The sequence below is a fragment of the Salinicoccus jeotgali genome, assembly GCF_039538805.1.
GTDB classification, from domain to species: Bacteria; Bacillota; Bacilli; order Staphylococcales; family Salinicoccaceae; genus Salinicoccus; species Salinicoccus jeotgali.
On sequence record NZ_BAABCK010000019.1, the window covers coordinates 25,248 to 37,684 of the forward strand.

Below are 12,437 nucleotides of genomic sequence, written 5' to 3' on the forward strand. Positions count from 1 at the left end.
TACGCGTTGCCACCCTAATTTGATGCTGTGCATCATCTTGAACATTTAACGGTACAGGATACCGGCCACTCTTTTACCCAAGGACGGAAATTCATGTTCGCCTGCAGTCATTTTCACCACCCATGACTTCTCTGTAAACAAGCTGTACACTACTGCTTCCTTGCGAGTGACTGCTATTCAACTTTTCTTCATTCTATTATGAACAGCATGTAAATGCAAGTCCATCAATTCGTAAGGAGTCCTGGCTGCCTGTAGACCACCTGGCCTTTAGCGAGGACGGTATGGGCATGGTTGACCCCGTAGTGGTAGGGGATATATTCATGGTTCGGTGCATCCCATAGGACGATATCAGCATCGTCTCCCACTTCAAGCGTCCCTTTGTCCGCATCGATCGCGTGGGCCGCATTGACAGTTACCGCATTCCATATTTCATTAGGTGTCATCTTCAGTTTGAGGCTTGCGATCGCCATGATCATCTGCAGGTTGTCGGTTACGCAGCTTCCCGGGTTATAATCGGTGGCCAGGCTTACGGCACCGCCGTTTGCTATCATGCCGCGCGCATCTGCATATTCCTCCTTGCCAAGGTAGAATGTCGTACCCGGCAGCAGCACTGCTACTGTGTCACTGTCACCAAGCTGTCTTTTGCCTTCATCACTCGCTGCGACCAGATGGTCTGCGCTGATCGCATTCTGCTCGATGGCGAGTTCCAGTCCGCCAAGCGGGTCGATTTCATCAGCATGTATTTTGACCCTCATGCCTTTTTCATTTGCCGCTTCCATATACTTCCTCGACTGCTCGATGGTGAAGACACCCGTTTCACAGAAGATATCTGCAAAATCCGCGTAGTCTTTCACCTCATCCAACAGATCGATCATTTCATCCAGGAAAGCTTCGCTGTCGGCCCCTTTAGGGATGGCGTGCGGCCCGAGGAATGTGTGGCGCATCGTCAACGGGAATTTTTCAGCTATTTCCCGGGAAACTTCCAGCTGCTTTAATTCATTTTCCCGGTCAAGGCCGTATCCGCTCTTACTTTCTACAGTCAACACCCCGTACTGGATCATACGGATGATATTCTTTGAGGCTTTATCGAACAATTCCTGATGCGTTGCCTTTTTCGTCTGTTCGACCGTATTGAGGATGCCGCCGCCTTGTTCCAGAATGGTCAGGTAATCCACTCCTTGGCGTTTTAGGGCCATCTCATGTTCTCGGGAACCGCCATGCACCACATGGGTGTGGGGATCGACTAGGGCAGGGGAGGCGATCATACCTGCCGCATCGATTGTTTCAGATGCTTGATAGTCATCCGTTTCTGCACCACGGTAGACCACCTTATCATCTTTGATGACAATCATTGCCTGATCATCGATGATTTCAAGTTCATCCATCTCTTTGCCTTTTAATGGTCCATCGCTCTTCTTCGGCAGCAACAGTGATTTTATATTTTTTATGATGATATCATTCATTATTCATTCTCCTTTAGCATCGGTATTTGTACACCTTTCTCTTGCGCAGTATCCACCGCAATGTCATACCCTGCATCAACATGACGTGCGACACCCATGCCGGGATCGCTCGTCAACACGCGTTCCAGCCGTCTTTTTGCATTGTCGGTGCCATCTGCAACAACCACCATCCCAGCATGGAGCGAGTAGCCCATGCCTACGCCGCCGCCGTGATGGACGCTGATCCATGATCCACCTGCTGCTGTATTTACCAGGGCATTCAGTATCGCCCAGTCACCGACGGCGTCACTGCCATCCTTCATGCTCTCCGTTTCCCGGTTGGGGCTCGCCACGGATCCGCTGTCCAGATGATCCCGTCCAATGACTACGGGTGCTGATATCTCACCATTTGCGACCATTTCATTCAACGCGAGACCCATTTTCGCCCGCTCCCCATATCCTAGCCAGGCAATTCTGGAAGGCAGACCCTGGAAGGCGATCTTCTCCTGGGCCATATCCAGCCACCTCAACAGTTTTTCGTTATCCGGGAACAGTTCGCGCATCTTGTCGTCCGCGGCTTTGATATCTTCCGGATCGCCGCTCAACGCCGCAAAGCGGAAAGGCCCTTTGCCTTCACAGAACAGGGGCCGGATGTAGGCTGGGACGAACCCCGGGAAGTCGAATGCATCTTCAACGCCTGCATCATGCGCCACTTGGCGGATATTGTTGCCGTAATCGAAGACGATGGCATCTTTTTTCTGGAATTCCAGCATGGCCTGGACATGATTCGCCATTGAAGCGGATGAAAGCTTCACATATTCCTTAGGGTCTCCATGCCTCAATTCAGCTGCCGCTTCCAGGCTGTAACCTTCCGGCACATAGCCGTTTAGAGGGTCATGGGCAGAAGTCTGGTCGGTCACTATATCTATTTTGAAGCCCCGCCTTAAAATTTCATGATGGACTTCAGCAGCATTGCCAAGCAGGCCGATTGATAACGCCTCCCCCTTATTCTTCGCCGCTTCAGCCATCTCCAGCGCCTCATCGAGAGAAGCGGTCTTTTTATCGAGATAACGGGTATCCAGTCGCTTATCAATACGCGTCTCATCCACTTCCACACAAATGGCCACCCCTTCATTCATCGTGACAGCAAGCGGTTGGGCACCTCCCATGCCACCAAGGCCTGCCGTCAGAGTGATCGTGCCACGCATCGTACCGCCATAGTTCTGATTCGCCAGTTCGGCAAACGTTTCATATGTACCTTGGACGATGCCTTGGGAGCCGATGTATATCCAGCTTCCCGCCGTCATTTGGCCGTACATCATAAGGCCTTTTTTATCGAGCTCATGGAAATGGTCCCATGTCGCCCATTTCGGCACCAGTACGGAATTTGACATGAGGACGCGCGGCGCTTCTTCATGTGTCTTGAATACGGCCACTGGCTTACCTGACTGGACCAGCATCGTTTCATCCTTCTCGAGATTGCGCAACGTGCGTTCAATCGCTTCAAAGGCTTCCCAGTTTCGCGCCGCCTTACCGATGCCGCCATAGACGACCAGATCTTCAGGACGTTCCGCCACTTCAGGATCGAGGTTGTTGTACAACATGCGTAAAGCTGCCTCCTGCTCCCATCCCTTACATTCGATTTCCAGACCTTTTTTTGCAGTTATTTTTCTAGACATATTCTGCTACCCCTTTGATTTTTTTAAGTTCTTCAGACAATACTTTAATATCCTTACTGAAATTGCGGTCCTGATTGATGAATGCGGCATGGCTGCGGTATTCATCAAATTTTTCGCGTGTTTTCGGCGACAGTTTATCGTGCCCTTTAATTTCAACGGCCGTCAATGCGATGAACAGTTCGATTGCGATGACGTTCCGTACGTTATCGATGATATCTCTGGCATGCCGGGCGCCTATCGTACCCATCGACACATGATCTTCCTGATTGGCCGAGGAGGGGATGGAGTCGACGCTTGCCGGGTGGGCAAGTGTCTTGTTTTCGGATACTAGGCTTGCCGCTGCATACTGAAGAATCATCGCCCCCGACTGCAACCCTTCTTCTGGACTCAAAAAGGCAGGAAGATCTCCATTCAATGCAGGATTGACAAGCCGTTCAATGCGCCTTTCAGAAATATTGGCAATTTCACTGACGCCGATTTTAAGCAAGTCCATCGCAATCGCAATCGGCTGACCATGGAAATTCCCGCCAGAGATGACTTCCTCTTCTCCAAAAATCAACGGATTGTCATTCGCCGCATTCATTTCGATCTCAATCTTTTCTTTCACATATGCCAAGGTCTGCAGAGAAGCACCGTGCACTTGCGGGATGCACCGCAGCGAATAGCCATCCTGTACACGCATTTCGCCCTGACGCGTCGTCAAGTGGGAACCTTCGAGCAAGTCCCGCATACGTGATGCGACATCGGTTTGTTCCTTGTAGCCCCGTGACTGGTGCACCTTCTCATTGAATGCATCCGTGATGCCATTCAACGCCTGAAGAGTGAGGGCAGATATCCATAGGCTATCGTCCATGATCTTTTCCGCTTCGATGTAATTGATGAGCCCTTGGGCAGTCATCGGCTGTGTGCCGTTGATAAGTGCCAACCCTTCCTTTGCCTGCAAGGTGAGGGGAGTGAGGCCAGTTTCCGCGAGTATTTCTGATGATGGTCTGAGGGTACCCTGGTAGAAAGCTTCGCCTTCCCCAATCAGGGCAAGAGCGAGATGGGAAAGGGGGGCAAGGTCTCCAGAAGCACCAAGGGAGCCCTGCTCAGGCACTTCCGGAATGATGCGCTGATTGATGAAAGCTTTTAATTGGTCCACCAACTCAACGGTAACGCCGGAGTATCCTTTGAGGAGAGTATTCAACCTGAGGACCATCATTGCAAGCACTGTCTTCTCAGCAAATGAATTTCCCATGCCGCAGGCATGGGAGCGGATCAGATTGACTTGAAGATCAGTCGTTTTATCCTTTGAAACCCTGACGTCGCAAAACAGGCCAAAACCCGTTGTGATGCCGTAGATGGTCTTCTCGTCCTCGATAATGCGCTCCACGGTCTTCCTGGATGCTCTGACATTCTGATACGCTTCCTCCGAAATTTCGACTGTGCTGTGGTCATCCTTCAGAAATGTCTTCATCTTTTCGATGGTCAATCCATTTCCGTTCAATGTTAAAACTGTCATAATGCTGCCTCCTTTTAGCAATAAAAAAAGACACAATCATCCCACTTGGATGGTTAGTGTCTCTAATGTCTATTGTCTGTGACAAATATTCGATTCTATATATGGTTGATGCCAAGTCCGAGAGTCTCATGCTCCTTGCCTTTGATCGGCGCACCGATTGTGCCATAGAAGCATACGGCAATCCACTCGCCTTCAGCGTCCTCAGTATAGGGACGGCCCCTCACTATCGAGAAGGTCAACCCGACTGTGCGCATGATTTCACCGACGCTCAATTTTCCGCGCGTCACGCCTTCCGCCGCTTCAATGATGGCGTGATAGAGCGCATGGGTCTCACGATAGACTTCTCCATTGATGATGCCATTGCGTTTCGCTGCAGTTTCAACGGAAGAGATGACTTTCTTGAGATCCATTGAGCCGACTTTCCCGGTAGTCACCTGAAAAGATGCATATTCCGGCATCAGCTGCTGGGCTGTTTCCTGACCCACTAAAGCAGTGAGTGTAGCGTATTTACCGAATGACTGTTGCATTTTATACCTCTTCATTTCATTTATGGCGGTTCACTAAATTCTCTGATAACTAGTTTCATTATAGCGCTTTCATCATCATAGTGCAATTCTCCATATAAAAATCCCTCCTGCCATATGGCAGGAGGGATGGGGTGGACCTATTGTCCATCATCTGTTTCTGTTGATTCTGTGTCATCTGAGCTTTCATCTTGCGCTTCAAGCGCTTCATCTTCTATTTCTTCCTTCACTTTGGCGACGGTCGCCACTTTCTGGTCTTCGGCCATCCGAATCAATCTGACGCCTTGGGTATTGCGCCCTGTGGTCGATACTTGCTCCATCAACAGGCGGATCAATACACCGTGATCCGTGACGATCATCAAGTCTTCATCGCCATCGACTGCAGCAATGTAGACCAATTCGCCGATACGTTCCGTCAGATTGGACGTTTTGACGCCCATGCCGCCGCGCCGCGTCACACGATACTCGGCTTCCGGAGTCAATTTACCGTAACCGTTATCCGTTACGACAAGGATTGACTGATCTTCTGCCAATACGTCCAGTCCCACAAGGTAATCACCCTCGCGTAGATTAATCCCTTTCACACCGGCTGCAGTGCGGCCCATGGAACGGATCTGATCTTCAGGGAAACGAATCAAATTGGCCTGGCGCGTACCAAGGATGATTTCTTTGGAACCATCTGTCAGGCGTACCGCAAGCAACTCATCATCTCCACGGAATGTAATGGCGATTTTACCATTTCTGTTGATCCGCTCGAAATTATCGAGTGGAGAACGCTTCACGAGGCCATTGCGGGTTGCAAAGACAAGATATTTATCCGCAGTATCTTCGTCTTTTACGCTGATCATGGTGCTGATGGCTTCATCCTTATCAATCTCAAGCATGTTGACGATCGGTATCCCTTTGGATTGACGGGACATCTCAGGTATCTCATAGCCTTTCAGGCGATAGACCCGCCCTTTGTTTGTGAAGAACAGGATGTAGTCATGCGTACTCATCGTCACAATCTGGCTGACGAAATCATCTTCAACCGTATTCATGCCCTGGACCCCACGTCCGCCGCGGTGCTGAGCGCGATAGGTGGAGGAGGGGAGTTGTTTGATGTAGTTGCTGTTGCTGAGCGTGACTACAATCTGTTCTTCCGGTATGAGGTCTTCATCCTCGATGTCGGATAGATTACCGAGGGTGATTTCAGTCTTACGTTCATCCCCGTATTTATCCCTTATTTCAATCAATTCTTCCCGAATGATATCCAGCAGCTTCTCATCATCTGCAAGAATCGTCTTCAAGTATTCAATAGTCTTCTGGACTTCATTATACTCATTTTCGATCTTGCTCCTCTCGAGGCCGGTGAGGCGTCTTAGACGCATGTCCAAGATGGCCTGTGACTGCCTCTCAGAGAGGTTGAAACGTTCCATCAGACCGGTCTTGGCCGCTTCGTCGTTCGCAGCTTCCCGGATCAGGGTGATGATCTCATCGATATTATCGAGCGCAATCTGAAGTCCTTCCAAAATATGCGCACGGTCTTCAGCACGTTTCAGATCGAACTTCGTGCGTCTGGTGACGATGACTTTCTGGTGCTCCAGATAGTGTGCAAGCACTTCTTTAAGACCGAGTATTTTCGGCTGACCATTAACTAGGGCAAGTGTATTGATCCCAAAACTGGTCTGGAGTGGTGTTTGCTTGTAGAGGTTGTTCAAGATAACATTGGCATTTCTGTCCTTGCGGATTTCGATGATGATCTTGACGCCTTCTTTCAAGCTCGTCTCGTCACGCAAGTCGGTAATGCCTTCAATCTTCTTATCCCGTGCCAGTTCTGCAATCTTTTCCACAAGACGCGACTTGTTCACCTGGTAGGGAATCTCTGAAACCACGATGCGCTCCTTGCCGTTTTTCATCATTTCTATTTCACAGCGCGCACGCATAATGACCGATCCACGGCCGGTCTCATATGCCCGCCTGATGCCGCTTTTTCCGACAATCAGTCCAGCTGTTGGAAAATCGGGCCCTTTAACATATTCCATCAATTCAGGTAGTGTAATGTCCCCATCCCTTGAATAGGCGAGGACAGCATCGATGACTTCCGTCAAGTTATGCGGAGGGATGTTGGTCGCCATGCCGACAGCTATACCACTCGTTCCGTTGACGAGCATATTCGGAAACCGTGACGGCAGCACGACAGGTTCGCGTTCGTTACCGTCATAGTTATCCTGGAAATCGACCGTGTCCTTATTGATGTCACGCATCATCTCCATGGAAATCTTGCTCATCCTGGCCTCGGTGTAACGCATCGCCGCCGCGCCGTCTCCGTCCATCGAACCGAAGTTGCCCTGGCCATCGACCAACGGGTAGCGGTAGCTGAAGTCCTGCGCCATGCGCACCATCGCTTCATAGATTGAGGAGTCGCCGTGGGGGTGGTATTTACCCATGACGTCCCCGACGATCCTGGCCGATTTCTTGTATGGTTTTTCAGAAGTCATACCGTTGTCATGCATGCCGTACATTATTCTGCGGTGCACTGGCTTCATGCCGTCCCGGACGTCCGGCAATGCCCTCGATACTATGACACTCATGGCATAGTCAAGGAATGAGGTACGCATTTCTTTGCTTATATTGATTTCTGTCACTCTGCTCATTCAAAAATACCCTCCACTGTTTAGACGTCTAGATTCTGTACGTACAATGCATTATCCTCGATGAAATTGCGGCGGTTTTCGACAATGTCGCCCATCAGCATCTCAAATGTCTGATCGGCCAATACCGCATCATCCAAGGTCACCTGCAACATGGTCCTGAAGTCCGGATCCATCGTGGTCTCCCACAACTGATCTGCATTCATTTCACCCAGACCTTTATATCTTGAAAGTGAGATTTTAGGGGTTTCCTTCAACTCTTTCCTGAGTTCCACAAGTTCCCTGTCGTCAAAGACATAGTGTTTGTTCTTGCCCTGTTCCACTTTGTAGAGTGGTGGCTGCGCAATATACACATATCCCGCTTCGATCAAAGGCTGCATGAACCGGTAGAAGAATGTGAGGAGCAGCGTACGGATGTGTGCCCCGTCGACGTCCGCATCGGTCATGATCACGATTTTATGGTAGCGGGCCTTCGACAAGTCGAATTCCTCTCCGATGCCTGTACCGAGTGCAGTGATCATGGCACGGATTTCGTTGTTGTTCAGAATCCTGTCGAGGCGGGCCTTTTCCACGTTCAATATTTTACCGCGGAGAGGCAGAATCGCCTGCGTGGTTGAGTTCCGGCCAGATTTGGCGGAACCACCAGCCGAGTCCCCCTCCACGATGAACAGTTCGCTCTCTGAAGGGTCCTTGCTTGAACAGTCGGCGAGCTTACCGGGCAGACTGGATACTTCAAGCGCTGATTTCCTACGTGTCATCTCACGTGCTTTTTTAGCAGCCACACGGGCACGCTGGGCTGTCAGACCTTTTTCGACGATGATTTTGGCAGGAGCGGGATTCTCGAGTAGGAAGCGCTCAAATCCTTCGCTGAACAGCTGGTCGGTGATCAGCCTAGCTTCCGAGTTGCCGAACTTGGTCTTTGTCTGACCCTCAAACTGCGGATCCGTATGCTTGATGGAGACGACAGCAGTCAAGCCTTCGCGGACGTCTTCACCGCTCAAACGATCTTCGCCTTCTTTGATGATGCGGTTTTTGACGCCGTAATTATTGATCACTTTCGTCAAGGCACGTTTGAAGCCATCTTCATGCGTACCGCCTTCGTATGTGTGGATGTTGTTGGCGTAGGATAGAAGTGTGGTGTTATACCCATTGTTGTACTGGAGGGCAATCTCCACTTCCACTTCGTCCCTTTCGCTGTGCATATATATCACTTCATCATGGAGCACATCGCGCGTTTCATTCATCTGTTCCACATAAGACATGATGCCGCCTTCAAAGTAATACTGATAGGAGATATCCTCTTCGCCGCGCTCATCCGTCAAGTTGATCTCAAGTCCCTTGTTCAGGAATGCCAGTTCCTTAGTCCGCTTCTGCAGAACCTCTAGGTCATAATCCAATGTTTCCGTAAAGATCTGGCTATCCGCCTTGAACCGGATTTCCGTACCTGTCTTGTCGGTATCTCCAATGACTTTGAGGTCGAAATCAGGAACACCCCTTGTATAGCTCTGGTGATGGATCTTGCCGTCACGGTGCACATACACTTCAAGCGTTTCACTCAACGCATTGACCACGGATGAACCGACGCCGTGCAAGCCACCTGAAACCTTGTATCCACCGCCGCCGAACTTACCGCCGGCATGAAGGACGGTCAGTATGACCTCTACTGCTGGTCTGCCCATCTTCTCCTGAATATCCACCGGGATTCCACGGCCGTTATCGGTTACCCGCACCCAGTTATCTTCTTCAACCGTAATATTGACGCGATTGGCGTGTCCTGCCATCGCCTCATCGATACTGTTATCCACTATTTCCCATACTAGATGGTGGAGCCCTTTTGCAGCTGTAGATCCAATATACATCCCTGGACGCTTGCGGACTGCTTCCAATCCTTCCAATACCTGTATCTGACTGGCACCATATGTGTCCATGTTCTTCTCAGCCATATTATCATCCTCCATTAAACTTTCACCTTGCCATCTTCTATTCCGAACGCTTCCATGTCGTCCATGATTTCATGGTTGATATCACTGATTGATGTTGTAGTGACAAATGTCTGGACCTTATCCCGTATCGAAGTCAGCAGATGGGATTGCCTCGTTTCATCCAGCTCACTAAGCACATCATCGAGCAGAAGAATCGGATACTCGCCGATTTCTTCCCTGATGAGTTCAAGCTCCGCTAATTTCACCGATAGGGCTGTCGTTCTCTGCTGGCCCTGGGAGCCGTAGGTCTGAACATCAAAGTCATTGATGTAGAAAGCGATATCGTCACGGTGGGGACCAACCAGGGACTGTCCCCGTTCGATTTCCCGTTCAAGCATATCCGTGAATATCTGCTTCAATTCCGCTTCGAGTGCTTCCCTTTCCGTCTCCTGATACTTGACGTTCGGTTTATATTCCACAGAGAGCACTTCCCGGCCGTTCGATATATCTCCATGAATCCTCCGGGCATGCTTCTCGATCGTCTCCACGAATTGTTGCCTTTTTAAAATAATTAAACTTGCATAATATGCAAGTTGTTCATTCAATACGTCGACCATGACCCGGTCGGCATCCCTCTTCTTCAAATAATTGTTCTTTTGGAGGAGTACCTTCTGGTAACCGCTCAACATGCTGATGTAGACCTTTGATATCTGGCCGCATTCCATGTTGATGAACTTCCGTCTGATCTGCGGGGAACCTTTGACGATATTCAGATCTTCCGGGGCAAAGAGGACCACATTCAAATGTCCGATATAGTCGCTCAATTTGGAGACTTCCATATGATTCACCTTAGCGCGTTTGCCCTTTTTGCTGACGCTCAACGAAAGCGGGAATGTGCTGTAGGAAGTCGTGATATGTCCATTGAGATACGCTTCTTCCTCTCCGAAACGGATGAGCTCCCTATCTTTTGAAGTACGATGGCTCTTGGCCAACGCCAAAAAATGGATCGCTTCCAGCAGATTCGTCTTCCCTTGGGCGTTTTGTCCTATAAATACATTCAATTTCGAATGGAAGACAAGATCCAATTTTTCATAATTTCTGTAGTCCCCGAGATTGATGCGATTTAGAATCATTTGGTGTATTCGATCCTGAACTGGCCGTGTTCGCCTAGATCCAGTGTATCGCCATCATGGAGCTTTTTGCCTCTGCGGTTTTCAGGTTCTCCATTCAACAGCACTTCATTCTCTTGCAGGAACCACTTAGCTTCTCCGCCCGTGCCTATGATCCCTTCATGCTTGAGAAATTTTCCCAATGTTATCAGTTCATCGAACCGGATGCTTTTCATACACTCATCCTCCTTAATCTCACCTCTATATTATACTACATTTTAACTTTAATTTCACTCCAGAAGCGCAAATAAAGCGATTTGAGGGTTTTAACATGCAATTAGGGTTTTCCTACATCAAAACAAAAAGGCGACTGAGAAGCCCGTTTTTTTAAATTCTGGGCCTCAGTCGCAAATTTCAAACTACAATTCATTAAGCTAATAAGTCCTGATCGGTAAGATCAGCTGCACAACTTCATCTGATTCAGCCGCTTCCAGTGTAAATGGACGCATCGTGCCGAAGAATTCGATTGAGACTTCGTCATCGTTGATGGCTTTCAGCGCATCCATCATATATTTCGAGTTGAAGGATATCTTTAAATCTTCCCCTTCAACTTTACCGGTATTGATGGCTTCGTGCACTGTACCAACTTCCGGCGAATTGGAGGAGAGTGCGACACTGCCGTTTTCAACCGTCATGCGTATGACATTATTGCCGCCTTCCCTTGCAAGTAGGGAGACACGGTCGATGGCATGATAGAACTCACTGTTCTTCACAGTCACCTTCGTTTCATAGTTCTCCGGGAAGAGCCTGGAAGTATCTGGATAGTTGCCTTCTAACAATCTGGAGATGAAACGCATATTGCCGTAGCTGAACAGTACCTGGTTTTGGGAGAAATGTATTTCCACTTCCTCATCAGAGTCGGTGATGATCTTGTTGAGTTCCGTCAACGATTTGCCGGGAATGATTGCATTCATATTCTCCATATTGAACTGCTCGCCCTGGAGTTTCCTTAAAGCCAGCCTGTGCGAGTCAGTAGCTGTGAATTTTATGCCATCTTCACTGAATTGCCAGTTGATGCCTGTCAGTACAGGGCGTGTTTCAGATAATGACACTGCGAAATTGGTCTGGGTGATGATCGTCTTCAATACTGCAGAAGGCAGTACGACACTTTCCTCGTCATTCACTTCAGGGAGCAGTGGATATTGGTCCGGATCATTACCGCTTAGATTGAACTCGGATTGCGAGGCAGTGATTTTCGTTTGGAACTGATCATTGGTTTCAAGCGCTACAAAATCGCCGGATAATTTCTTGATGATGTCTACAAAGAATCTACCGGATAATACTACAGTACCTGGTTCCTCGATTTCGAGTATTTCCTCATTGTCGATTTCAGTTGGTATCGTGATTTCTATGGAAATCTCCGAATCACTGCCAGTCAATACTAGTGACTCTTCTTTCACTTCCATTTTTATACCGTTGAGAATGGGTAGGGTGGTGCGTGGAGAGATTGCTTTGAGACAGTGATTCAACTGTTCGATGAAATATTGGCGGTTGATGCTGATTTTCATAAGTATAGGCTCCTTATATATATTTAGTAATAATTTAAGTAATAACAGTAATAGGCCCT

General features: G+C 48.9%; 9 protein-coding genes. All 9 read right to left on the bottom strand.

The annotated features are described in order from the left end of the window. Window positions 1-224: 224 nt before the first annotated feature. Window positions 225-1,463, bottom strand: coding sequence for an imidazolonepropionase (gene hutI, locus ABD734_RS04830; RefSeq protein WP_344701944.1), 1,239 nt, complete (start codon window positions 1,461-1,463; stop codon window positions 225-227). Beyond that, on the bottom strand, window positions 1,463-3,121 hold the full coding sequence (hutU, locus tag ABD734_RS04835; RefSeq protein WP_344701946.1) for a urocanate hydratase: 1,659 nt from the start codon (window positions 3,119-3,121) through the stop codon (window positions 1,463-1,465). The genes hutI and hutU overlap by 1 nt, the downstream gene beginning before the upstream one ends. Continuing rightward, window positions 3,114-4,622, bottom strand: a complete 1,509-nt coding sequence (gene hutH, locus ABD734_RS04840; protein WP_344701948.1) for a histidine ammonia-lyase — start codon at window positions 4,620-4,622, stop codon at window positions 3,114-3,116. The genes hutU and hutH overlap by 8 nt, the downstream gene beginning before the upstream one ends. A 95-nt stretch (window positions 4,623-4,717) precedes the next feature. Next, window positions 4,718-5,149 (bottom strand): histidine utilization transcription antiterminator HutP, encoded by a 432-nt coding sequence (gene hutP / locus ABD734_RS04845; RefSeq protein ID WP_344701950.1) that lies wholly within the window; start codon window positions 5,147-5,149, stop codon window positions 4,718-4,720. Window positions 5,150-5,286: 137 nt separating this feature from the next. Continuing rightward, the gene (gene gyrA / locus ABD734_RS04850; protein ID WP_344701952.1) at window positions 5,287-7,782 is read right to left on the bottom strand and encodes a DNA gyrase subunit A; all 2,496 of its coding nucleotides are present in this window, start codon (window positions 7,780-7,782) and stop codon (window positions 5,287-5,289) included. A gap of 20 nt (window positions 7,783-7,802) precedes the next feature. Further along, window positions 7,803-9,722: a DNA topoisomerase (ATP-hydrolyzing) subunit B gene (gene gyrB, locus ABD734_RS04855; RefSeq protein ID WP_344701954.1), complete on the bottom strand. Its 1,920-nt coding sequence runs from the start codon at window positions 9,720-9,722 to the stop codon at window positions 7,803-7,805. Window positions 9,723-9,736: 14 nt separating this feature from the next. After that, entirely contained in the window at window positions 9,737-10,834 is a 1,098-nt protein-coding gene (gene recF, locus ABD734_RS04860; RefSeq protein ID WP_344701955.1) for a DNA replication/repair protein RecF, read from the bottom strand. Beyond that, window positions 10,831-11,046 carry a S4 domain-containing protein YaaA gene (gene yaaA / locus ABD734_RS04865; protein WP_344701958.1) on the bottom strand — a complete coding sequence of 72 codons (216 nt, stop codon included), beginning with the start codon at window positions 11,044-11,046 and terminating at the stop codon, window positions 10,831-10,833. Before yaaA ends, recF begins: the two co-directional genes overlap by 4 nt. A gap of 198 nt (window positions 11,047-11,244) precedes the next feature. Beyond that, window positions 11,245-12,378, bottom strand: coding sequence for a DNA polymerase III subunit beta (gene dnaN, locus ABD734_RS04870; protein ID WP_344701960.1), 1,134 nt, complete (start codon window positions 12,376-12,378; stop codon window positions 11,245-11,247). Window positions 12,379-12,437: the final 59 nt, after the last annotated feature.